The organism is Campylobacter gracilis (assembly GCF_018374135.1).
In the GTDB taxonomy this organism is placed as follows: Bacteria; Campylobacterota; Campylobacteria; order Campylobacterales; family Campylobacteraceae; genus Campylobacter_B; species Campylobacter_B gracilis_A.
Window position 1 is genome coordinate 106,973 of sequence record NZ_JAHAFS010000003.1, and the last position, 24,454, is coordinate 131,426.

A 24,454-nucleotide genomic window follows, 5' to 3' on the forward strand; every position below is an offset into this window, starting at 1 on the left:
TTGCCTTAATCAAGGCGGATTTAAATTTTATGACGGAAGCGTATATGAAATACGTGACCGAGTAAAATTTAAATGCAAGATTATAAGGCAAAGTATCGTGAGATGATTTTAAATGTTTTCTACATCGCTATGCTCGTAGCTAAACAGAAGAAGTAAATTTCGTCCCAAGATTAAATTTAATAAAAATCAGGTGCAGTATTTTTCGCTTAGACGAGGCGGTTTTAAATTTTGTGACGGGAGTTACCGAGTGGGTAATGACCGAGCAAAATTTAAAACCAACGAAGTATAAGTAGAAAAAGACAAGCCTTAAATTTAGACTTCATACCTCTCGCCGGGTTTCATTTCGATAATCTCCCACGGTAAGCCCTGCTTATTTAGCTCGTCCATGAAAGGCTTGGCGTCGAAATTTTCCATATTAAAGACACCCTTGCCGCTCCAAATGCCCTTTGCGACCATCATCGAGCCGATCATCGCAGGCACGCCCGTCGTGTAGCTCACGGCCTGCGCGCCCGTCTCAGCGTAGCAAGCCTCGTGGTCGCAGACGTTGTAGATGTAGACTTGGCGCTCTTTACCGTTTTTTAAACCACGTATTACGCAGCCGATGTTGGTTTTGCCCTTCGTGCGAGGGCCGAGGCTTGCAGGGTCAGGCAGCAAGGTCTTTAGAAACTGGATCGGCACGATTTTTACGCCGTTATGCTCGACCTCGTCGATGCGCAGCATGCCGACGTTTTCTAGGCATTTCATATGAGTTAGGTAGCTCTGCCCGAAGGTCATAAAAAAGCGGATTCGCTTTAGCCCTTTGATGTTTTTTACTAAGCTTTCGAGCTCCTCGTGGTAGAGCAGGTAGCTATCTTTGACGCCCACTTTCGGATAGTCCCATTTGAACATTATTTCCATCGGCTTGGTCTCTTTCCACTCGCCGCGCTCCCAGTAGCGGCCCTTTGCGCTTACTTCGCGCAGGTTGATTTCGGGGTTGAAATTCGTCGCGAACGGGTAGCCGTGATCGCCTGCGTTGCAGTCTAGGATGTCGATCTCGCCGATCTCGTCAAAGAGATTTTGCTGCGCGTAGGCGCAAAATACGTTCGTCACTCCCGGGTCAAAGCCGCTTCCCAGTAGCGCCATCGTGTTTGCGGCTTTAAACTCGCCGTCCTTCGCCCACTGCAGCTTGTATTCAAATTTTGCGGTGTCCGGGTGTTCGTAGTTTGCGGTGTCGATGTATGGGATGCCGGCGCGAGAGCACGCGTCCATGAGAGTTAGGTCTTGATACGGCAGCGCGACGTTTAGCAGTAGCTCGGCACCCGTTTTTTTGATGAGCGCGACCACGGCATCGGTATCGTCCGCGTCGATCTGGGCGGTGTCAATTTGCACGCCTAGGCGGTCTTTTATAAATTTAGCGATCGCGTCGCACTTGCTTTTGGTGCGGCTCGCAAGGGTGATCTTGCTAAAAACGTCCGCGTTCATCGCGCATTTTACGGTCGCGACTTGGCTCACGCCGCCCGCGCCTATGATTAAGATATTTGACATTTAAGCTCCTTTAAATTTTAAATTTTGCTGCAATTTTAGCAAATTTAAGATGAATTTTAAGAGGCGGGTGCAATCAATCATAGAGTTTGGCTGTGGCTGGCGCGGAGCGCAAACTCGCTCTAACAAGAGCGCCGAAAGCGGCGTATGCTAAAATTTCACCCAGATAGCAACATGCCGATTGACGGCGGCACGAGATTAAATTTACCGCCTTGTATTGCGCGATAAAATTTTAAGCTTTAAAGGACTAGTTTAAATTTAACATTCCCCGGCGAAGCGCGGATAATTAAAATTTAAAGCTCGCTCGCTTCGCCGCTAAAATTTATCGCGCTTATTTTCTCGGCGCACAGCAAAACCACATACTGCGGCTAAATTTAACGCTTTAGCGAACAGCGGTTTAAAAAGTAGCAAGCGAGACAAAATCCCGTGACGCCCACGATAAAGGGCACGAGTCCGATCAGCCCCCCCACCAGCTGCCAAACACGGCTTTTGCGATCATTAGCGCTCTTATTATCCTAGTTTTCCTGCTTAGCATTGCGTTTTCACTTCTTTGTTTTTACATTTTGCACGTATTAATGCTTAAAATTTTAAAGTAAGCAATGGCAGCAAACCTCCACCTGCGTGTCTTTCAGCTAGTTCTCTGGCATATGCGCTCTTTGGTTAAATTTAGCTTCGTTTAATTATCTTTTCTTTTGCATAAAAGCTCGATTTTACAAAATTTATGTGCCTAAGAAATAAAATTTTATGCGAGCTTGATTTAAAATTTTGACGAATGTAAAGCAAGGCGAACTCGAATGCAGGCGGTAACGCGACGAAATTTACGCGCAGCTTTAAATTTGAAATCGCGATAAATTTTAACCGAGCGAAATTCTATCGTTGCAGAAAATTTGTCTAAATTTAGCTCACCGCGTGTTTTAGGGTTTAAATTTAGACGCTACAGCGAAAAGCGTAGTGCAACTTTACGATCGAGGCGGCACCGATCTTGCGCCGTAGCGTTAAAATCAGATTTCGTAGCGATAAATCTTGCCGAAATTTTCATCCAGATTGTAGCTAAACTCACCGCCTGCGTAATAGATTGTCTCGCCGCTCTCCAGCTCGAAGCGCTGATACACGCGCAGCACGACCTCGTTTTCGCTGATGCCTTGGACATGGATAAAGATATCGCTCTTTCTGCCCGCAGTCATCGCCATTTGGTAGAGCTGATTAAATAGCGCGTATTCCGGATCTTTCTCGGCATCCTCTTGGGATAAAAAGCCCTCCAGCACGCCCAGCATCTCGGCGCGAAATTCCGTCCTGGCGCGCGCATAGGAGTTTTGGATATTTTCGATCTGGTCGGTATCGAGTAAATTTAAAAGCGAATGTTTGCCCACGTAAAGCGTCGCGCTCGATGTGATTTTGCCGTCCTTGTCGGTCACTAGTCGCAGAGCTTTCTCTACGCGCCACAAGGCCTCTTTTAGCTCGAGCCCGCTTTCAATTTCAATTTTCATCATAGATCCTTTATCAAGAATGCGGAATTTTAGCGTGAAATTTTAAATTTTAAAGACAAACTTCGCGATCAGATACGCCATATACAGCATCAAAACTCCCACGAGCGCGTCGATTATGCGCCATGCTCTGCTGCTTGCAAAAAGCTTTGAAAGCGCCCCTGAACCGTATCCTAAGCCGAAAAACCACGCAAACGATACAAACATAACTCCCGCGTAAAACCACGGCTTTTGCGGATCCGCAATCGTAGCGCTGAGCGAGCCCACGACCACGACGGTGTCTAAATACACGTGCGGATTTAGAAGCGTCACAGCAAGAGCCTTGGCTACGACGGGCGCCAACGGGTTATTTGCAGAGTTTTGAATCTTGGCAAAATGCGAGCCCTTATAGGCGCTAAAAAACGAGCTTAGCGCGTAGCAGAGCAGAAATATGACCCCGCCTATGCCTAAAATTTGGGTAAAAAACGAGCCTTGCTTAAGAGCGCCGCCGATTAAAAATATCCCTACGGCCGTAAATACGGCATCGCTTAGCGCACAGACCGTGCAAACCGCCGCAACATGGTTTTTCGCAAGACCTTGGGAGATGACGAAGATATTTTGCGCGCCGATAGCGACGATGAGCGAGAGCATCAGCGCGGCTCCTTGCAAGAAAATTCCGATCGGCAAGGAGTTCAAGCCGCGCCTCTACTTGTTTTTACTTTCGCAGGCGGAGCTTTGCATCGCCGTATCGGTAGTATCGGAGCCGTCTACCGCCGCACTTTCGGACGTAGCGCCAGATCCATTATCGCCCGCAGAAAATTTAGGCGAGGAATTCTCGGCGCCTATGAAATTTTCACCCTCAGCGGCGTCGTTTGAGGAAGCGGCATTGTTCGGCGCGGCGGAGCTTTGTTCGTTTAAATTTGAAGCGCCCTTCAAATTCTGCGCGCCGTTTAAATCGGCGGCGCCATTATAATTTTGCATGGCGGAATCCTGCGTAGAGCGGGAATTCTGTGCGCCTGATTTTTCACATAAATTTTGTGCGGCGCTAGAATTTTGCGTATCGGAATTTTGCGAAGCGGAATTATCATCGCGAAAGTTTTTAGCGCTACTCGCGCTTTTTTTAGAGCCCTTAGCGAGCTTGCGAGCTTTTGGAGCAGCTTGCTCTTCCTCGGAGCTTTGCGAAAGACCCGCTTTTTCGCGCAAAATTTTACTCAGCTCGTAGATCGAAATTTCAAACGAGCCCGGTAGAGTGGCTTCCGTGTCGCTGTAAAATCGCAAAAAATTAAAGCGGTCCTGCGCCTGCGGCATTTTTTTGAATACAAAATTTAAAAGCTCCGTTTTGTTTCTGCCCGCGACGAAGGTTTTTGTGCCTAAATTTGCGATATCTTTGTATTCGAAGCTCTCGGAATTTGCCCCACGCACGATCGTAAAAGCATCCTCGCCGATCTGCAAATAATTTTTCGCGCCGAGTCTGAGCGCGCAAAAAAACGCGCAAAATGCCGCCACTACGGAAGCGAAAAGCGCCGCGCCGCCAAAGCCCGCGTAGTAGCAATATCCGCTAGCGAGCGCCAAAATCGCCGATCCCGCCAGCGTCATCGCTACGGGCTTTTTATTCTCTTTTATTATCATCTTCCCTGCTTAATCATCTCTCTTATATATTCATAAATTTTAAAATTTAGTGCATCCATTACCGAGTCTTTAGAGCCCGGATTTTTGATGCTTTGGTAGTTGAGATTAGTTACGTAATCCTTCCACGCACCTTTGTTTTTAACGCTTATGTAGAGGCTAATCTGCGAGTCGTAGAAGTAGTCTCTGTAATAATCGTCGTCGTCCCAAGGATCATAACCAAACGGCATCCCCCAACCTACGCCGACGCCCGTATATCTATAATACCTGCCAAAGCCCATTCCGAAGCTAAATCTCGGATTATCCCACGATCTACGCGAAAAATCCGCCTTGCGGAAATAGTTGAGATTGCCGCCGATTTGGACATTCGCCGCGCTTTTATTTACGACCTTAAATCCGTCCGCACGCAGATGCTGGATCACTACTTGGGTTAAATTTGAATCCGTCGTCGAGGTATTGGTGAAATTTACGCTTATGAGTTTATCTTGCGGAAATTCCATAATGTGAAGCGGCTCGGAAGTGCGCACGATACCGCTATTTACGGGCACATTTTTAGAACAACCCGTAAAAATCAAAAACGCCGAAATGACCAAAAAAAGTGAAATTTTATTTTTCAAGACGGATCCTTTCGCTTAAGATTTCAAATCCTAAATTTGAGTGATTGTAGCATAAATTTAAAATTTTAATGTCGGCAAGGGGCGATTTTTTGAAATAATCTAACGATTGATACGCGGAAGCGGAGAATTTCAAATAAAATTTCACGCCGAGCGACCGCTAAATTTAAAGCCGTCGCTCGGTTGAAATTTCTGCGAAAAGAGACGGAATTTTAAAACCGGAGGAGTTTAAAATTCCACAATCTTATAGGCTCACGCCGCGCGTAAGTACGCGCTTGCGATAAACCTCCGAAACTCTGCTCGCGTCGCCCACGATTAGAGCGTTCGTGCAGCAGATCGCCGCACATATCGGAACCTTGCCCTCTGCGATGCGGTTTTGACCGTATTTATGTAGTTCCTCGTGCGAAAACGTAGGCTCCGGTCCACCCGCGCACATAGTGCACTTATCCATCGCACCTTTGATACCGAAAGCTCCGTCTCTAGGAAATTGCGGAGCACCGAACGGACACGCGTAGAGGCAGTATCCACAGCCGATACATTTATCTTTGTCGTGTAAAACGACGCCGTCGGTTCTGATATAGAAGCATTGAACCGGACAAACCTGCGCGCAAGGCGCATCGGTGCAGTGTTGGCAAGCAATAGAGCTTGAAACCTCCTGCCCCTCTATGCCCTCGTTTAAAGTGATAACCTTGCGCCTATTGATCTGCACGGGAACCTCGTGCGCCGAGCTGCAGGCTACCTGGCAACCATAGCAAGCGATGCAACGCTCGACATCGACGTAAAATTTTAATCTTGCCGGCATTTTATCTCCTTATGCTCTTTCTAGTCTGCAAAGACCGGCGTTAAATTCCGAAATTTGCGTATTTATGTCAAAGCCGTAGTTGGTAATCGTATTTGAGCTCTCGCCTCTGATATATGGCTTAGTACCCTCAGGATAGCGCTCGCTTAGATCCTCACCCTGAAAAATTCCCGCGAAGTTATACGGCATAACAATACGATCAGGCGTAACAGCGTGCGAATAGATACACTTGACTTTGATCTTCGTGCCTTGCGGCGAATGAATCCACATCATCTCGCCATCTTTGATACCTTTGTCAGCGGCAAGCTTAGGATTTACATGCGCAAACATCTCCGGAGTAATCGCCGAAAGATACTTGCTCGTGCGCTCAATCATGCCCGCACCGCTTAAATTTACGAGCCTTAGCGAGCTGACGATTGTAGGGAAGTCTTTGCTCCAATCCTGCTTTTTCTGCTCGGAGATAAATCTAGTAAATACGCGAAAATTTCGTTTTTGATCCGCAAAGGTCGGATATTTCTCCACCAAATCCCATCTCGGCGAGTGGATCGGTTCGCGATGCTTTGGAATTTGATCCGCAAACTGCCAAACCTTAGCTCTGGCTCTTGCATTTCCGCAAGGACAAATTCCAAACTCACGGCATTTTTTGGCGATAATGCCGCTATAATCTGTGCTCCACGTAGGCCCCATCTTGGCTTTTTCATCCTCGCTTAGCGTAATGCCTAGAACCTGCTCGATATTTGCTTTCGTAATCTCTGCGTGTCCGCCTTGAATTTTTGATCCCGGAAGTGTAATGCTCTCATCGGCTAGCTGCGAAACGCCGTCATGCTCTAAGCCAAAGCGGTTTCTAAATCCCATACCGCCGTCGGCATAAGGCTTAGTTACGTCGTAAAGAATCGGAGTGCCCGGATGTTGCGTATCCCAGCAAGGCCATGGAAGCCCGTAGTATTCGCCCTCGACCTCGCCGCCTATGCCGCGCAAAGTATCGGGATCAAATAGATGCCAGTTTTTCTGCTGTCTACGAAATCTAGCTGCGGTACGACCGTTATTACCAATACTTTGAGTATTGCGTGCAATCTCATCGGTAGCGTCGTCAGGCCAAACAAAATCGTCTTTAACCTGCTTAAGCTCGCCATCAACGATGCCCATCTTCATGCCGCGAACGTATTCGTCATAAAAGCCGAATTTTTTCGCGAATAAAAACATTACCTCTTGATCCTCTTTGCTCTCAAATAGCGGCTTAACGATCTGAGTTCGCCACTGACCGCTACGGTTTGTAGCGCTTAGATGACCTTCGCTTTCAAACTGCGTAGCTACCGGCAAAACATAAATTCCGTCCAGTCTGTCGTTTAGGATCGCTACTTCGTTTAAAAATGGCTCGGCGACTACCAGCATATCGATCTTACCTAATGCTTCTTGAGTCTCGCGAACGTGAGCCATAGAAGTAATTCCTGTGCCTTGCACCCAAAGAACGCGGACATTGCCACTACTTAAAACGGGCTCGTTTTTCAAAACGCCCTGCCACCATTTAGATAGCGAAAAGCCCTTTTCGTTGCGCCAATTTATCGTATCTTGCTCGATGCTCGGATCATAGTGGAAATACTCAGTAAAATTCGTACCAGGCACTTTTTCGCCCTGCTTTTCATGCGGCTGCTTAGTAGAAACGGCAAATCTTTTAATAAACTGCTCATAATCTACGCCCCAGCCCTTGCAGAAGTGCTTCCAAGCGTTATCGGCTAGCCCGTAATACGCAGGTAGGCTATCGGAGAGATTGCACATATCGGTAGCGCCCTGAACATTATCATGGCCTCTAAGGATGTTGCAGCCGCCGCCTGGCTTACCCATATTACCTAGTATGAGCTGCAAAAGAGCCAAAATTCTAGTATTTGAACTTCCGATCGAGTGCTGCGTGATACCTAGCGCCCAGCATAAAGTAGCGGGCTTTGTGGTAGCGAACATCCTCGTAAATTCTATCAGTTCCTCTTCCTTGCAGCCGGTGACATTGGCTACCTCTTTCGGATCCCACTTCTCAGCCTCCGCCTTGATCTCCTCTACAGCGTAGGTTCTGGTTTTTATTAGCTCTTTGTCCTCCCAGCCGTTTTTAAAGATTAGATGCAGCATTCCGTACACAAACGCTATATCGGTTCCCGGACGAATTCTAATATACATATCGGCCTTAGCTGCAGTTCTAGTAAAATTTGGATCGACGACGACGATTTTTGCGCCATTTCTATCGCGAGCTTGAAGAGCATGCTTCATAGCTCCCACTGGATTTGCAACCGCGGAATTCGCACCTATGAAAAGGATCATTTTAGAATTTTTCGCCATATCACCTACGTGATTAGTCATAGCTCCATAACCCCAAGTATTCGCCACACCGGCGACTGTTGCGCTATGTCAAATTCTGGCTACGTGGTCGTTGCTGTTTGTACCCCAAAAGGCTGCAAATTTTCTAAAATAATATGCCTGCTCGTTGCAAAATTTAGCCGAGCCCAAAAACACTACACTATCTGGACCGTCCTCTTTACGGACTTGAAGCATTTTATCGCCGATTTCATCAACGGCTTGCTCCCAACTTATGCGCTCCCATTTACCGCCTACTTTTTTAAGAGGATACTTTAAGCGCATTTTGGATTTAGTAAGATCGATCTGATCGATTCCCTTACAGCAGTGACTGCCCTGCGAGATCGGGTGATCTACTGCCATATCTTGGCGAATCCAAGTATTGGTGCTCTCATCCACTTGAGCCTCGATACCGCAGCCTACGGAACAGATCGAACATATCGTTCGCTTCATAACGGAACCTGGAAATGGGTTTTTGATCTCTTGCTCGGTAGCGGCTCTTAGCGTATTATTTTCGCCAAACGCGGCTACGCTGCTCGCTCCTAAAGCGGCGAGTTTCAAAAACGATCTCCTTCCGATCGCATTCTCACTCATGAAAATTCTCCTAGTAAGCTACTTTATAGTATTTTTTCCACGCTTCACTCTCCCAGTAAAGCACCTCTTTTTTCGGTGATTTGCCACGAACGGTATCGCCGTAATCCTGCTCGCTTTTTGCTAGAGCCTGAGATGCGGCAACGCCCACAGCGCCTACCGCGCCGATTTTTAGAGATTTTCTAAGAAAATCTCTGCGTTTGTTCTCCATGGTTTTCCTTTGTGAAGAAATCGCTTTAAATCTTTTATTGTAGTAACGCCTGTTACAGGATTTAAGTCTAATGAATTATAACGAAAAGGCAGTGAGATGGAAATTAAATTTTAAGTTACTTTTTAAATTTTATTTAAAATTCAAAATATAAAGTTCTAACTAAAAAACTACTCGCAAAACTAGGGTTTGCGAGTTTAAAATTTAACCGAAACTCTGCTTTTGCGTTAAGATTTTGGTTAAAAATTTTATTTATCAATCCAGATTAAAAATATCTTCCGGATTGGTAAATCTATTTTGATAGCCGCCTTTTTTGATCGCTTCTTTAACGACGCTACGATCTTTCTTTTGCGGAGCAGCAAGCGCTAAAAGCGAACGCTCAAGCGCAAAAAAGCTTTTCATTAGTGCGCCTAATGATTTGAAAAAATCCGCCCGCACATGCCCACACAAAAGCTCGCTAAACTCATCCACAAAGCTATTGGTGACATTCGTAAAAAGCTCTAACGCCAGCGCTTCGCCGTCTTGCGCGCCGATGAAATTTTTAGCGCATTGCGAATTCGCAGCATTTTTACCATTCTGCGGGCCTGTAAAATTTTTACTGTCCTGCGAACCTACAGAATTTTTACCATCTTGCACTATCAAGCTCGCGCTATTCGTAGAATTTTGCTCGTTTGCCGCGGAATTTTGTCCGTTTAAAACCGCACTGTGTTTTGCAGCCGCGTCGCGCAGCAGAGTCGAATGCAGGTAAAAAATAAATCCCACATAATCCTCGCACTCTTTGCAAAGCTCCATATTGCGGCGAAATTTACTCTTTTTTAGCACGTCGATTACCGCGACACGCATACGCCCGTCGTCGCGTCCTTCGTCGTAGAAGCTCGCGCTCATCGGCACGTTGGCGTATGAAAAATCAAAAAGCACGGAATTTTGCTCGCTTTTAAACGCTGCGAAGTCGAATTTCGCCAAATTTTGAAATTCCGCCTCATCGCTAGACACGATGGGCGAGCCTTTTAAAAACTCCAGCTGCTCCTTCCAGCGCTTAAATTTCGCATCCGTTTCATAGAAAAAAAACGGAATTGCAAAAAATTCGTAGTAGTAGCTTCTTGCTTGAAGTAGATTTGCATCCATTACATTGCCCCTTTTCTAGCATCTTCTATCTGCTTTTTTATCATTATTTTCGCCTTGCAATCGCCGCAGCAAAAAAGCGTCTTCATCTTCTCAGGCTCGTTTGCAAAATGCGCGCCCATCATATCCGCGATCTTCATCACGGCTTTGCTAGTCGCAAATTCCTTACCGCACTCGATGCATTTAAAAAGCTCGTCTTTGGCTAGCATTTTGTAATTAAAAAATCCCGGCTCAAGCTCCACGCCGCAAGGCTTAAGCTCGATCGTATCCTTTTCGGCGCAGCTTAGCACGCAGTAGTTGCACGTCGTGCAAAGCGAAGCGTTGAGCTTAATCGAATTGTCACTGTTGTCGGCATACAACGCGCCGGTATTACAGGCGCCCACGCAGCTAAGGCAGAGCGTGCAGCTTGCTTCGTTTATACTTACTTTGCCAAATTTTAGCAACTCTCCGCTTTTTACGGCGCCAAAGCTGCCCTCGCCCACCATCGCGCTTACACGTTTGGAAAAAATTTCTTTCTTGCTAAGACCCTGCTCGTTTAAGCTAAACGCCCAGGGCTGAGAGCTTTGCGCCCGCTTTAACGCCTCTTGCAGCTCGGTTAAATTTCGCGCTAAAAATACTGCGTCCTTGCCATAGATCGCGCGCGAAATTCCATTGGTAAGCTCCACCGCTTCGCGCGTGCCCTCGCCCACGTCTGCGCCGTAAACGATCACACTCGAGCCGCTTTCTTGCATCGCGCTTAGTAAATTTACCTCATCTATTTGCTTGCTTCCGAAAATTCCAAACGGCAGCGCGCCGCACGGAAGCTGCACTGCGGGTGCGGACGCGATTTCGCTCTCTGCGATGAGAAGCGGAATTTTGCCTGCATAGAGCTTTGCGATCTCGCCAAATACGCTTTGGGGCAGCTTGGCAAATTTCAGCGCGCCGCTGGGGCAGACACTTACGCACGCGCCGCAACCGACGCAGTCGATGTGCGAAAATACTAGCTCGCGCTTTTCGTCATTTTTCAAAATCGCGACTGTGGGGCAAACCTCTGCGCACGGCGCACGCAGCTCATTTCGCCTGCCTTGATACTGACAGATCGCAGGATCGAAGATCGTGGAATTCTTATAACGATAAACCGGGCTTTTGGAATTTAAAATTTCTAAAATTTCATCGTCTTTTAGCCCCGAAATCTCGTAGCAGCCGCTTTGTCGTAGCTGATAGGGCGCTGCACCGCTAATCAAGAAAAAATCTGCCTCAGTCTCAACCTCATCCCGCTCGCTTAAAATCGTAACTGTAAGATCGCCGATCTCGCCATAGACAAACTTAATCTCGGCTCTGCTTAACGCGATCACCTTAAATCCGTGCTGCCTAAGTAGCCCCACAAGCCCCTCTCGCGGCTCATCACAGGCGAGAATTACGTTTTTGCCGACGGGCTTTTGATAGTCGCTATCTAGCGCGCCGTCGAAGGCGATATCCTTGGCGCGATACAAAATATCTACGTTTTTAGCGATTTGCAGCGGCTCATCTGCGGAATTTTCTATATAAAAATTTATCTCGGGCGCATAAATTTGCGCTTTTAATTTCGGTGAATTGGCGACGATAAATTCCTCATTTTTTGCCTCCTCTTCATCGTCGTAAATTTCGATATCATCGCTTAAGACGACATCTTTTAGCCCCGCGGCGTAAAATCCATGTTCTTTCATAATCTATCCTAAATTGATAATTAGGCGGGTTTTACTCTTATTTTCTAAACAGCTTTTAAATTCTGCACTTAAAGTAAATCGAATTTAAATTAATAATTCTATAGATAAAGCAAAATCAAAGCTTTAAATGATAAAATCGCCTAAATTTTAAGGCATCGGGGTCGCAATGCAACGAATCAAACTACCAAAAATCGATAAAATCGCAAACGCGCAGGAGTTTCAACACTGCCTCCGCCCGCAAATCATCAAAATCGCGCAAGAGCTCATCGAAGAGGCACGCGAAAAGGCGCTGCAAGGAGGCGAGCTCGCAAGCGAAAGAGAGATCATCGCGCGCATAAAATCGCGCTACGAAAAATTTCAAAGCTTATGCCTTAAGCCACTCATCAACGCAACCGGCGTCGTGCTGCACACAAACCTCGGCCGCAGCGTCATCAGCGCCGAAATTTTAACCCGCGCGCAAAAGATCATCATCTCGTATTCAAATTTAGAATACGACCTATCCGAGGGCACGCGCGGCAACAGATACGACTACATAGCGCTTTTGTGCAGCGAGCTCTTCGGCGCGCAGGACGCGCTCGTGGTCAATAACAACGCTGCGGCGGTATTTTTGGTGCTAAATACCTTCGCGCGCGGACGCGAAGCCGTGGTAAGCCGCGGCGAGCTAGTCGAGATCGGAGGGAGCTTTCGAGTAAGCGAAGTGATGGCAAACTCTGGCGCAAAGCTCACAGAGATCGGCACTACGAACAAAACCAAGCTAGACGATTACGAAGAAGCGATCAATGAAAACACGGCGATCTTGATGAAGGTACACCGCTCAAATTTTAAAATTTCGGGTTTCAGCTCGAGCGTAAGCGCTGCGGAAGTTGCGGCTTTAGCGCGAAAAGCGACGCGCAAAAAAGAGGAATTTTTAGCGCTTAGAGCGGCAAATTTTAAAAATTTAGAAAATCTTTGCGGCGGCTCGTCGGATGCGACGGGCGAAATTTTAAATTCCGCGCCGAATAGTTTAAACTTAGCGGATAGTTCTGCGAATGCTCTAAATTTAAATAGCGGCGAGCCGTCCAAAAGGAGCGAGTGCTTTCATGAAGAGGGAGAGAGCGAAATTCCCGCTAAAGCTTCTAAAATTGCTCCTACAAAATTTAGCATGAAAAAAGCGGAAAGCTTTAACGAGATCATCGATTACTACGATCTTGGAAGCGGCTACGCGAGCGAGCTGGGATTTGGGCTAGGCAAAAGCGAGCCATCTATTTTTGAGCTTTTAAAAAGCGGCGTGCGGCTGCTTAGCTTCAGCGGCGACAAGCTTTTCGGCTCCGTGCAGTGCGGCATCATCTTAGGGGATCGCGAGCTCATCGCGCGCCTACGCAAAAACCAGCTACTGCGAATGCTGCGCGTGGACAAGATCACGCTAAGTCTGCTTGCCGAGACGATCAAGGCGTATATAAATAAAGAATTTCACCTCATCACGACGATAGATCAGATCCATCTGAGCCTGGACGAGCTGCGTGAGCGAGCGGAGCTAGTGCAATCTCGCATCGACGTAAAATCGCAGATCGTGCCTACTACCACCTTCGTAGGCGGCGGCACGATGCCCGGCGCCTCCTATCCCAGCGTCGCGCTTGCGATCTTAGATGGCGCAGATCCGCAGAGCACGCAGGCAAAATTTCGCGCTGCGGGCATAATCGGGCGGATCGAGCAGGACAGATTTTTGCTCGATTTCAGATCGATTTTAAAAAGCGACTTGCAAGATTTAATAAAAAAGATCGGAGAAATTTATGAATAGCGTAATCATCGGCACCGCAGGCCATATCGATCACGGAAAAACCGCGTTAATCAAGGCGCTAAACGGCTTTGAGGGAGACCGAATGCCGAGCGAAAAGCAGCGCGGCATCACGATCGATCTTAGCTTTTCGCATCTGCGCTCGGGAGACACCAACGTCGCTTTCATCGACGTTCCGGGGCATGAAAATCTAGTAAAGACGATGATTAGCGGCGCGTATGCCTTCGACGCTGCGATGCTAGTAGTCGCCGCGGACGACGGGCTGATGCCGCAAAGCCGCGAGCATATTCAAATTTTATCGCTGCTCGGGGTAAAAAGCGTGATCTTGTGTATCAGCAAGTGCGATCTTGCTGACGACGCGCGAAGATCCGAGGTCGCGGCACAGTGCAGGGAATACATCTGCAAATTTAAAAATTTGCAAATTTTAAACACCTTTTTTATCAGTATCAAAGATCCCGCAAGCATCGCCGAGCTGAAAAACTATCTCTTTAATATCAAGCCTGCGCAGCGTCAAGGAGGCGGCGTGGTGCACTACTACATCGACCGCGTCTTTTCGCTTAAGGGGCTTGGCACCATCGTAACGGGCAGCCTCATTAACGGCGCTATTTCAAAAGGCGAGAAGCTTTATAACTGCGATCTGGGCAAAGCTTTTAACGTCAAAAGCGTGCAGATCCACGATGAGGATACGCCGCTTGCGCAGGCTCCAAACCGCGTCGCACTGAGTTTAGATGCCAAAACGAGTGAGCTACAAAAGGGGCAAATCCTAAGCAAAAAAGGCTTTTTTCGCGGCTTTAATGAAGCCGACTGCACCTTTAGCGGCGAAATTTCACACAACCAAGACGTGCTGTTTTGCGTAGGAAGCAAGCAAAGCGCAGCAAAAGCGCTCATTTTAAAAGAACTTCCTAGCGGCGAGAAGCTCGTGAGCTTTAAATTTGACAAAACGATGTTTTTGAAATTCGGCGAGCCATTCGTCTGCTTGTCAAACTCGCGCGTAATCGGCGGCGGGCGCGTGCTAAACGCCGTAGTCGAGCCGCTAAAAAAGCAGAGCAAAGCCGTGCTTCTAACCGCGCTTTTGAAGCGAAATTTCGCCGAAGCGTTTAAAATTTTAAGTCTCTTTCACAAGCATGGATTCGGACTATTTTCGGCGTATCAGCGCTTCGGGATGGAGTACGACGAAGCGATAAAGATCGCGCGCGGCATAGAAGGGACGTATTTTGACGAAGCAAATTTATGCGTTTACGATCTAAGCGCGATCGAGGACGTAAAAAGCCTCATAAAATTTATCGTCTCAAAAAACGACTACGCGATCTTTTCGCCCGCCTCGATCGCCCTAAAGCTCTCGTGGGCCAGCGAGGAGCTCGCCGCGCGCGCGCTTAGCGAGCTTGAGCGGGGCGGCATCGTCTCCAAAAAGGGCGGAGTTTACGTAAAATCGGGTATGGATTTTGACGCGCTCAAACAGAGCCTGGAGAGTAAAATTTTTGATCTCATCAAAAAGGGCGGCATAGCGCCTCTCGCGCCGTATAACGTTTATGACGAGCTGGAGATTGACCGCAGTAGCGGCGATGACGCGCTAAAGAAGCTGACCTACGCCAAAAAGGTCGTCCGTCTCGCACACAATCTCTTCGTCGAGGCTGAAAATTTAGCCCTGGCGATCAAACGCCTCTACGCAATCATCGAAAAAGATGGCTTCGTAAACGTCACGAACGCCAAAGAGGAGCTTGGGCTTAGCAGGAAATTCGTCATCTGCTATCTCGAATACCTAGATAAAATGGGAAATATCGTGACGATCGACAATAAACGCTATTTGAAAAAGTAAAAATTTAAAATTTTGCACTACAATGCGCGGAATTTTTTGCAAAGGAAAAAAATGAAAAAAGCTATTTTAACTTCAGTTGCGCTCGCAGCGAGCCTAAACGCGGCTTTAAGCGACAGCGAAATTTTATCTATCTACGGCGGCGCGCCTCAAGGCATCGAAATAAAGGTCGCCGAGCGCATCCAACTTAGCGAGCCGAAGGGCGTTGAAGCGGTCGTTTTAAAAATCTCTCAAGGCAATATGTCGCAAGAGGAGATCATCTTCACTCAAGGCGATCTGATCTTTACCGATATCATCGATCCTAAAAAACGCGTAGTCTATAAGGAGCAGATCAAACAAGACCGCATCGCAGGACAGCTAAGTAAGGTCTTCAAAGCAGAGAGCAAAGACAATATCATCAAGCTAGGAAACGATCCCAAAAAGCCTACGATTTTGATGCTGACAGACGCCTTGTGTCCATTCTGCCGCAAAGAGATGGCAAGGATCGAAGAAACGTTAAAAAATAACAATGTCGATATAATCATGACCTCCGTTCACGGCGATGACGGCCACGCAAAATCCGCGCTCATCTACAAAGAGATCAAAAATGCTAAAACTGACGAGCAAAAGATAGCGGTTTTTAGAAAATACTACGCCGAAGATAACAAAGCAGGTGCCAAAGACGTAAGCGCTACCGAGCTAAATGCTGCAAAAGCCCTAGCTGCCAAATATTTCGGTGCGGGAGTAAACTCGGTGCCTTACATCATCGAACTAGACAAGCTAAAATAATCTCTTTTAAATTTTGCGGAGCGATCCGCAAAATTCTACCCCATCGTCTTAGTCTTAGAGATTTTAATTAATCCGGATTTTATGAAATTTTACGAGTAATTGCTTTAGAATTTTTATAATCCCGCCGCCTAGCAAAATCTCTTTATCGAACCAGATTTAAAATTTTAAAATTTCTTTGCATATGGAATTTTAAAATTTAATAATCACGGAATTTAAAGTAGGCACAGATCTTTAAAATTTCAGACCACTTTTAAAAGACACGTGCAAAATTCTACTGCAAAATCCGCATTATTCTTTATATTGAAAGTAGCATAAAAGCGATAGTGTATGAAATTTAAAAGCGAGAAAATATGCAAGCAAAATCCACGGCCGAAATTTTAAAATTTCACAGCAAAGCCCAGGTAAAATTTAGCCGCAAATTTCATAAAATTTTTGTTTTGCGGCAAAGAGGAATTTATAATCGTGCTTCAAGCTGCCTATCTTGGACTACTCCGATTAAAATCAAAACTCCACGTCAAAAGCGGCTCTTGCCAGGCTATTTTTGCTCTCGCTTAGCTCGTACGATGCGCTGAGTCTGACGCTTTGAAGGATCTTATATTTCAGCCCGATCGCGCCGTTAAATACGCCGCTAGAATAATCAAGCCCCTCCACGTCGTATCTGTCCGAATACTTTCTGCTTGCATGATACGAATCGCCGCTAAATCGATGCTCGTACTCCGCATTTGCGAATATCTGCAGATCGCCAAAAGCTTTGATTGCGTAAATTCCCGCGGTGCCGTTTGGCGCGGTTTTTGAAGCGGAGCTAAATTTAAGCCTGGAGATCGCATCCTCGTTTACCCTAATCACTCCAAGCCCCAAATATGGCTTAATATAGCCGTTTTCAAATAAAAATTTATACCCTGCTCTCGTGCTGAAATCCCAAATTTGCGACTTATATTTCGCGCCGTGGATAGCGCCGAATCCGTTGTTGGTTTCAAATTTATGATCGTTTGTCGAATATGTTAAATTTACCGCCAAATCCACGTTTTCGTTAAAGTCGTATCTGCCCGCCAGTCCGAACTCGTAGGATTTGATGTTTTCTTTGACACCGTCGAATTTACCCTCGTACCAAGCGTCCGATTTTTGGTACCCAAAGATCACGCCCAGCGCAAGATCATCCACTCTCTTGGAGGCTCCGAGTAAAATTCCGTCACTCTTGTGATCGTATTTGACGCCACCCGAGCGGTCTTTGTAATCTCCGCCGTAGTTTCCAATCGCGCTTACGTTTACGTTAAACTCCTGCCCGTCAGTGTCGGTTAAATTTTTATAAGCGGAATTTCTTGCAAGCTTTGTAAGATCCAGATCGACCTTCGAGCGCGGCATCTCGATGCCTACCCGGTTGCCGCCTCTTGCGACCTGCGAAAACAGGCTGCCGTTTTTAGGCGTGAAGTTATTGATCGCCAGCATCAGCGCTTCAAAATAGGTAGGCAGATCGTCGTATCCGCTAGGATAGGCATTCGTATCGGAGGTGATGAATAGATTTGCCGCGTTGCGCTCACGAGATAATCTTATGATCTCGTCGTATTGATCTGGTCTTGCGTTATATATGACGTGCAGAATTTTAGAAGAATTTGCGGGGTCTTTTTCAAACTCCGAGGTTCTAGGGCGGTAGTGGTTTATATACTCATCCGCGCTCACCTCTTGCAGCATCCAAACGTCCGCATAAGGGGCTATAGCGTCGCGCACGCCCCAGCCGTTGTTTGCCAAAACGAGCATTCCCGGATATTTGGTCTTGATATAATTGTAGATACTCTCCATATAGGCAATAGTTGCGGGATTGCTTTCGGTATTAACTTCATCGATAAAGTATCCTGCGATATTTTCTCTGCCGTAGAAATTTACAAAATTATCGATATCGGCATAGACTAAATTTAGATTTCTAGTAGAATTTTTAGTATAGGTATAGCCTAAATTTGATATGCCCGCCGCGATATTTCGCTTCATCTGAACTGCGTCTTCTTCTCTTCTGACCAGATATTGCGTAGTCTGATCGCCCGGTATCGCCGCCTCGTAAGAGCCGAAAGCCACATAAGGAACCAGCGCGCCGCCTATATTGGTAATGCCGTTCCAAAACTCGGCATTTACGCGGCTATTGCCCGTCCAGCGAAATGCAGGCATCATAACGCGCTGATTATTAAGCCTGCCCGAATATGAGCCCTTTTTAGCAAAGCCTCTTGCGTACTCGAGCTTGATACGAAATGAGTTTTCATACTCGTCGCTCGCGTAGCTATCGCTAGCTGCGTCGCGCCTGCTTAATTTCGCGCCCAAGCTATCCGCAGCGCTCATTACGTCGGAACGGGAAGTGTTGTTGGAAGGTGATTTTTGCGCGTTTGCATAGCCCCAGGAATTCTGCTCGCTCGCATAGCCGAACCCTGCTGCACCGATAAGCGCAAGAGATACGATTTTTTTCAAAGACTTTAGCATTCTGCACCGCCTCAAATAAAATTACCCAAATTCTTAAATTTCGACAAATTTGCAGACGCGCTTTTAAAATTAAAAGCTTTGTCGAAATTTAAAAATTTAGCCGCCTTAAGACGGCCAAATTTTAAAGTTTATTTTAATGCTGCTTTTGCCTTCTTTGCGACGGTTGCGAAAGCTTCGGCATCGTTCATAGCCATATTTGCTAAAATTTTTCTATCAAGCTCGATGCCCGCTTTTCTAAGTCCGTTTATAAATTTAGAATAACTGATGTCGTTTAGCCTGCAAGCTGCATTGATGCGTACTATCCAAAGTCTGCGGAAATCACGTTTTTTCGCGCGTCTATCACGGAAGGCGTAAACGAGGCTTCTTTCTAGCTGCTCTTTGGCCTTTCTGAAATGTTTGCGTCTTGCGCTATAAAATCCGCGCGCAAGCTTTAGCACCTTGTTGTGACGGCGGCGTCTAACGATGCCCGTTTTTACTCTTGCCATATTAATCCTTTCTTAATCGGCGTCCCTTTTGGGATCTTGCCCTAAAATCCATAAATTTAGGGGAGTTTGAATGACTTTCGTCAAAAACTAACTTCGCACTATTTGCAAAGCATTTTTTTAACCGCAGATACGTTCGTAGAATCGACGTATTGGGCCTCGCGCAAATTCCTCTTGCGTTTTTGAGACATCTTCGTCAAAATGTGGCTGCGAAACGCCGAGCCTCTTTTGATCTTGTTTTTGCCCGCTTTAAAACGCTTGACGGCACCGCGCACGCTTTTCATCTTTGGCATGGTCGTCCTTTTTTTAAAGTGAACGAGAAGTATATAATAAAGTTTCTTTGAAAAATTTGAATTTAAGGAATTTTATAGCTTAAATTAACGCAAGATAAATTTAAAGTTAAATTTTGCCGCTCGATTAAGATTCGGTTTCGCTTAATTTGAAAAATTTTATACAAATTTAAAGGGCTAAATTTAGAGATAAACTTAGCCTGCATAAATTTTAAAATTCGCTATTCCGCTTAAATTTACGCTCTACGCAGCGGAAAAGCAGCGCGTAAATTTTAAAATTTTGCCGTACACGGCGTAAAATACCGCTAAATTTACGCTATGCCTTTTTCGGCGTGATCAGCATATTTACGTAGCGTCCTTCTAGCGCAGGCGCTTTATCGCGATCTGCAACTTCTGCGAAAAATTCATCCCAAATTTTATTGAGCAAATTTACGCCGATTTCCGGGCTTGACATCTCGCGCCCTTTTAAAAATACGCGAAGTTTGACGTGCTTGCCGCTACTAAGGAATTCTTTCGCGTGTTTTACTTTGTAATTAATGTCGTTTTGAGCGATTTTGGCGGACAGCTTGATCTCTTTGACCTCGATGATTTTTTGCTTTTTTTTCGCCTCTTTGAGCTTTTTTTCCTGCTGATAGCGAAATTTGCTGTAGTTCATAACCTTGCAAACGGGCGGCTTTGCATCGGGCGCTATCAAAACCAGATCCACGCCCTCTCGCTCGGCGATCTGCAACGCCTGCGCCTTTGAAATTATGCCGTAAACCTCGCCGTTGTCGCCTATGCACCTGACTTCGCTAGCCGGAATGTCCTCGTTTAGAAAAACCTCTTTCTCTCTGCTCAAAAATTCACCTCGTTTAATTTAGCTTTTACGAAATTTAAAAACTCATCCAGCCCTAAATTTCGCTGTTCGCGCGCCCTGCGATCGCGCAAGGCCACGCTGCGAGCCGAAACTTCATTATCACCTAGGACGATGATGAGCGGCACCTTCTGCTTTTCAGCCGTTCTGATTCGTTTATTTAGCGTCTCGTTTTTATCTAAAATTTCGCCGTCAATGTCCGCTTCGCGCAGCAAATTTAAAATTTCCTTCGCATAGCTTGCGTGCGCCTCGCCGATCGGCACGATCGATACCTGCGTAGGACAGATCCAAAACGGAAGCTCTCCCGCGGTGTGCTCGAGCAAAATCCCCACAAAGCGCTCGAAGCTTCCCAAAATCGCGCGATGCAGCATCACGGGCTGCTTTTTTTCATTATTCTCGTCGATGTAGCCTAGCTCGAAGCGCGCAGGCAGGTTAAAATCGACCTGCACCGTGCCGCACTGCCATTTTCGGCCGAGCGCGTCGGTGATTTTGATATCGATCTTAGGCCCATAGAATGCGCCGCCGCCCTCGTCTAAGCCGTACTTTAAGCCCTTTTCGTCAAGCGCGTCTTTTAAGGCCTTCGTCGCGATATCCCAAACCTCGTCGTCGCCGACCGCCTTTTGCGGTTTGGTCGAAATTTCAAGCTCATATTCAAAACCGAAAGCCTTCATCAAGAGTTCAACGAAATCTAAAATTTCATAGACGTTTTCTTTGATCTGACTCGGCATCACAAACAGATGCGCGTCGTCCTGCGTGAACTCGCGCACGCGAAAAAGTCCGTGCAAGACGCCGCTTTTTTCATGGCGGTGCACGACGCCGTACTCGCAAAATTTAAGCGGCAGATCGCGATATGAGCGGATCTCGCTTTGATAAACCTTGATGTGACCGACGCAGTTCATCGGCTTGATGCCGTATTCTTGATCCTCGATCGTCGTAAAATACATATTTTCTTTGTAGTTGCTGTAATGCCCGCTGATCTTCCATGCGTCGGATTTTAAAATTTCAGGGCCACGCACCGGCTCGTAGCCGCGCTTGCGAAGCTGCCTATAAAGGCGCTCCTCGAGCTTTATGCGCATCCTCGTGCCCGCAGGAAGCCAGATCGGAAGTCCCGCGCCGATCTGCTCGTCGAAGGTGAAAAATTTCATCTCGGTCCCGAGCTTTCGGTGATCGCGCTTCTTAGCTTCTTCTAGCATCGTAAGGTGCTTTTTAAGGCTATCTTTATCGGCAAATACGACGCCGTAGATGCGAGTTAGCATCTCGCGCTTCTCGTCGCCGCCGAGATACGCTCCCGCGATGCGCGTAAGGGCGAAATTTTTCAAAAATTTCGTATTTTGCACGTGCGGGCCGCGGCAGATGTCCTCAAACTCGCCCTGCGCGTATAAGCTAACCGGACCTTCGGGGATGCGCTTTAAAACTTCCTGCTTGAGATCGTCGTTTGCATATTTTTTTGCGACCGCCTCTTTAGTGGAGGCTATCTTTTTAATCTCTAAATTTGCCTCGGCAAGCGCGCGCATCTTTTTTTCGATCGCCCCCAAATCCTCTTCGCCGAGCTTCTCGCCGCCATTTTTGCTAACGCGCATATCATAGTAAAACCCATCCTCGATCGCAGGTCCTACGAAAAATTTTGCGCCCGCATAGAGCTCGCGCACCGCCTGTGCCAAAAGATGCGCACAGGAGTGGCGCAGAATTTTAAGTGCGTCCTCGGAGTTATCGAAATATATCGGCTGCGCCTCGCTTGCGTGCTCGCCGATACTTTGAGTATCGTAAATTTCACCGTTAAGTTTATATGCGATAATATCGCCCATTGGCTTGTTTCCTTTTTTACCAAATTGTCTTTCTTACACTGAAAGAACGAGAGCTAATTTTAGCTAATCAATCCTTAACTATAAATTTAAAAAATATTAAAATTAAAATTTTTGATTCTTTTCTCGCAATAAAAAATACACGGCGTTCGCACAAAGAGCACAAATCGCCATCACACTTGCGAGCAAAAACGGCTTATTCGCTCCCACTGCGCCCACGATAAACGAAATAGCTCCGGCGATAGCAAATTGCGCAGTCCCCAGTACCGCCGAAGCTGCGCCCGAGTTGCCGTCCTTATACAGCGCCATCGCAAGCGTCGTGGCGTTAGGAGCAACAAAGCCAAGGGACGAAAGCAATACGAAAAGCGAAGCCTCAAAGCAGATGAAAGGAAGATCAAGCATAGCGCATGCGAGCAAAATCAGGCTCGTCACAAGCATCGCTATTATGCCGAAATTTAATAAAGCTGTGGGTTCGCGATTTTGCACGAGTTTGGCATTTAGTGCCGAAACTAGAGTCATTCCAAGAGCGTTGACGCCAAATATTACGCCAAAGGCATGCTCGCCCAGCCCATAATAGTCCAAAAATATAAAGCTCGAGCCCGTTATATAGGCGAAAAGCGCGCTCATCGCGACTGCAAACCCTAGCGTATAGCGCATAAATTCTTTATTTCGCAAGATTATGCCGTATTCGCCAAGCACGCCTTTTACGCTAAGTGTAGCAGTCTCGTCTATCTGCGCGCTCTCGTCGAGCCCGAAAAATATGAATACGAAAAGCAAAATTCCAAGCGCAAACAAAATCGTAAAAATCGCTTGCCATGAGAAAAAATCTAGCATAAATCCGCCTAGAGTTGGTGCTAGCATCGGCGCTAGCGAGCCCACGACCATCATCAGCGCAAACATCGCCGCAGCCTCGTGAAGCTCGAATTTGTCATTAATTACGGCTCGCGCAAGTACCACTCCCGCGCAACCGCCCAAAGCTTGCAAAAATCTAAAAAATATAAACGCATAAACGCTATCAAAGCTCACGCAGGCAAGCGACGCACATATGAAAAGCAAAATGCCCGCGTATAATGGCTTTTTGCGACCAAATTTATCGCTTAGCGGTCCATAAACGAGCTGTCCTAAGGCAAAAGCGATGAAAAAGCTCGCAACCGATAGCTGAGTGTAAAACTCGCTCGTAGCAAAGCTTGCCTTTACCTTTTCTAGCGCGGGCAGATACATATCGGTAGATAAGGGTGCCAGAGCCGACATATAGGCGAGTATAATCACCAGCTTAAATTTAGCGAATTTACTTTGTTTTTCTTTAATCATCGTTTTCCTCAATTATTTTTAGGCAGAGCTTAAAGGCACGCACGAACGCGTTTAGATCTTTAAATTTTTGCGGCAAAAGCCTGGCGACAAAATATATCGGACGCAGCGCAAGTACCGTAGCCCATGAACTTTGCACTACGTCCCGCCCGCCGCTTGAGGCGTAGGTGCGAATGCCTGCGCGCACCAAGCCTTCGCTCAGACCTTCGCGACAAAGATCATAGATAAACAGTAAAAAATCTCGTATTTTGGCTTTTTGCAGATCACCGCGCTCTCCGCGATTTTCAAAATCTATAAATTTCATCTCGCCATTTTTTACTAAAATGTCGCGCAGTGCGGGTCTGCCGTGTATGAAGCCGCGCGAATGTAGCTGTGCTAACGCCGCAGCATAGCCCTCAATAAGCGCCACGCAAGCCGCCTCATCCGAGCTTTTTAGCACCTCGTCCACCGGCGTGCCGCCGTCTTTGAATACGAAAAAGCTCTCGCCTCGCAGCACCAGCTGCGGCACAGGCGCGCCGGCTGCGTACAGGCTCTCGCATTTTAGCGCTTCGTAATCGAAAGCGGCTTTCGGATTTGCTTTGAATATTTTCGTAAGCAATCCGCCGCGGATGCGCAACTCCGGCTGCTTAAGCCAATATTTCTCGCCCTCGAAACTAAAGCTCGTGACGCGCTCGCCAGGATGATTTTTTAGAATTTCATTTACGTATTCTTTAAAATTTTGCATTCAATAAATTTAGCGAATTTTTTTTAGAAAGAGCTAAATTTGCGAGTTTTATTTCATTAAGTTTCATATGTCCGCATAAAATTTATTACGTAAATTCAGCGGGGCTAAATTTTAAAACTATCAGGTAGAATTTATTGCAGTCTTGGAATTTTGTAGCGCAGGAAGCAGCAAAAGCGCATAATTTTAAAATTTAGCAGTTAAATAAAAT

The 24,454-nt window shown here is 46.6% G+C and carries 20 protein-coding genes and 1 pseudogene; 3 read left to right on the top strand and 18 right to left on the bottom strand.

Annotated features, from left to right (window positions below; all coding sequences use genetic code 11):
* Positions 1–312: 312 nt before the first annotated feature.
* The 11 genes and pseudogenes from KH703_RS02400 to KH703_RS02445 form a co-directional block, all read right to left on the bottom strand.
* Positions 313–1,524: a saccharopine dehydrogenase family protein gene (locus KH703_RS02400; protein WP_304293803.1), complete on the bottom strand. Its 1,212-nt coding sequence runs from the start codon at positions 1,522–1,524 to the stop codon at positions 313–315.
* Positions 1,525–1,895: 371 nt separating this feature from the next.
* Positions 1,896–1,997 (bottom strand): annotated as a pseudogene (locus tag KH703_RS10015) (hypothetical protein); the annotation flags it as partial.
* A 525-nt stretch (positions 1,998–2,522) separates the two neighbouring features.
* The gene (locus tag KH703_RS02405; protein WP_304293805.1) at positions 2,523–3,008 is read right to left on the bottom strand and encodes a hypothetical protein; all 486 of its coding nucleotides are present in this window, start codon (positions 3,006–3,008) and stop codon (positions 2,523–2,525) included.
* Positions 3,009–3,050: 42 nt separating this feature from the next.
* Entirely contained in the window at positions 3,051–3,680 is a 630-nt protein-coding gene (locus KH703_RS02410; RefSeq protein WP_304293807.1) for a LysE/ArgO family amino acid transporter, read from the bottom strand.
* A 9-nt stretch (positions 3,681–3,689) separates the two neighbouring features.
* A complete protein-coding gene (locus KH703_RS02415) occupies positions 3,690–4,613 on the bottom strand; it encodes a hypothetical protein (protein ID WP_304293808.1) in 924 nt (307 codons plus the stop codon).
* Positions 4,610–5,227, bottom strand: coding sequence for a hypothetical protein (locus KH703_RS02420; protein WP_304293809.1), 618 nt, complete (start codon positions 5,225–5,227; stop codon positions 4,610–4,612). The genes KH703_RS02415 and KH703_RS02420 overlap by 4 nt, the downstream gene beginning before the upstream one ends.
* Positions 5,228–5,468: 241 nt before the next feature.
* Positions 5,469–6,026: a formate dehydrogenase FDH3 subunit beta gene (gene fdh3B, locus KH703_RS02425; RefSeq protein ID WP_297924332.1), complete on the bottom strand. Its 558-nt coding sequence runs from the start codon at positions 6,024–6,026 to the stop codon at positions 5,469–5,471.
* A 9-nt stretch (positions 6,027–6,035) separates the two neighbouring features.
* A complete protein-coding gene (locus KH703_RS02430; protein ID WP_304293812.1) occupies positions 6,036–8,957 on the bottom strand; it encodes a formate dehydrogenase subunit alpha in 2,922 nt (973 codons plus the stop codon).
* Positions 8,958–8,967: 10 nt separating this feature from the next.
* Complete coding sequence (locus tag KH703_RS02435) at positions 8,968–9,165, bottom strand: twin-arginine translocation signal domain-containing protein (RefSeq protein ID WP_304293814.1); 198 nt, start codon at positions 9,163–9,165, stop codon at positions 8,968–8,970.
* A gap of 252 nt (positions 9,166–9,417) precedes the next feature.
* On the bottom strand, positions 9,418–10,287 hold the full coding sequence (locus KH703_RS02440; RefSeq protein ID WP_304293816.1) for a hypothetical protein: 870 nt from the start codon (positions 10,285–10,287) through the stop codon (positions 9,418–9,420).
* Positions 10,287–11,969 (bottom strand): 4Fe-4S dicluster domain-containing protein, encoded by a 1,683-nt coding sequence (locus KH703_RS02445; protein ID WP_304293818.1) that lies wholly within the window; start codon positions 11,967–11,969, stop codon positions 10,287–10,289. The genes KH703_RS02440 and KH703_RS02445 overlap by 1 nt, the downstream gene beginning before the upstream one ends.
* A gap of 166 nt (positions 11,970–12,135) precedes the next feature.
* Between KH703_RS02445 and selA the strand changes: the two genes are divergently transcribed.
* From selA to KH703_RS02460, 3 genes are read left to right on the top strand one after another with little or no spacing between them, the layout of a single operon-like run.
* Positions 12,136–13,746: an L-seryl-tRNA(Sec) selenium transferase gene (gene selA, locus KH703_RS02450; RefSeq protein WP_304293820.1), complete on the top strand. Its 1,611-nt coding sequence runs from the start codon at positions 12,136–12,138 to the stop codon at positions 13,744–13,746.
* On the top strand, positions 13,739–15,559 hold the full coding sequence (selB, locus tag KH703_RS02455) for a selenocysteine-specific translation elongation factor (RefSeq protein ID WP_304293822.1): 1,821 nt from the start codon (positions 13,739–13,741) through the stop codon (positions 15,557–15,559). The genes selA and selB overlap by 8 nt, the downstream gene beginning before the upstream one ends.
* 51 nt (positions 15,560–15,610) lie before the next feature.
* The gene (locus KH703_RS02460; RefSeq protein WP_304293824.1) at positions 15,611–16,324 is read left to right on the top strand and encodes a histidine kinase; all 714 of its coding nucleotides are present in this window, start codon (positions 15,611–15,613) and stop codon (positions 16,322–16,324) included.
* Between the two features lie 501 nt (positions 16,325–16,825).
* On the opposite strand, the gene KH703_RS02465 is transcribed toward KH703_RS02460, so the two are convergent.
* The 7 genes from KH703_RS02465 to KH703_RS02495 form a co-directional block, all read right to left on the bottom strand.
* Positions 16,826–18,787, bottom strand: a complete 1,962-nt coding sequence (locus KH703_RS02465) for an autotransporter domain-containing protein (protein ID WP_304293826.1) — start codon at positions 18,785–18,787, stop codon at positions 16,826–16,828.
* Positions 18,788–18,915: 128 nt separating this feature from the next.
* The gene (gene rplT, locus KH703_RS02470) at positions 18,916–19,272 is read right to left on the bottom strand and encodes a 50S ribosomal protein L20 (RefSeq protein ID WP_005871091.1); all 357 of its coding nucleotides are present in this window, start codon (positions 19,270–19,272) and stop codon (positions 18,916–18,918) included.
* A gap of 98 nt (positions 19,273–19,370) precedes the next feature.
* Complete coding sequence (gene rpmI / locus KH703_RS02475; protein ID WP_005871089.1) at positions 19,371–19,562, bottom strand: 50S ribosomal protein L35; 192 nt, start codon at positions 19,560–19,562, stop codon at positions 19,371–19,373.
* Between the two features lie 313 nt (positions 19,563–19,875).
* Entirely contained in the window at positions 19,876–20,397 is a 522-nt protein-coding gene (gene infC, locus KH703_RS02480; RefSeq protein WP_005871062.1) for a translation initiation factor IF-3, read from the bottom strand.
* Complete coding sequence (gene thrS / locus KH703_RS02485; RefSeq protein ID WP_304293832.1) at positions 20,394–22,217, bottom strand: threonine--tRNA ligase; 1,824 nt, start codon at positions 22,215–22,217, stop codon at positions 20,394–20,396. The genes infC and thrS overlap by 4 nt, the downstream gene beginning before the upstream one ends.
* A 102-nt stretch (positions 22,218–22,319) precedes the next feature.
* Positions 22,320–23,525 carry a multidrug effflux MFS transporter gene (locus KH703_RS02490; RefSeq protein ID WP_304293834.1) on the bottom strand — a complete coding sequence of 402 codons (1,206 nt, stop codon included), beginning with the start codon at positions 23,523–23,525 and terminating at the stop codon, positions 22,320–22,322.
* Positions 23,518–24,246, bottom strand: coding sequence for a spore coat protein (locus KH703_RS02495; protein ID WP_304293836.1), 729 nt, complete (start codon positions 24,244–24,246; stop codon positions 23,518–23,520). Before KH703_RS02495 ends, KH703_RS02490 begins: the two co-directional genes overlap by 8 nt.
* Positions 24,247–24,454: the final 208 nt, after the last annotated feature.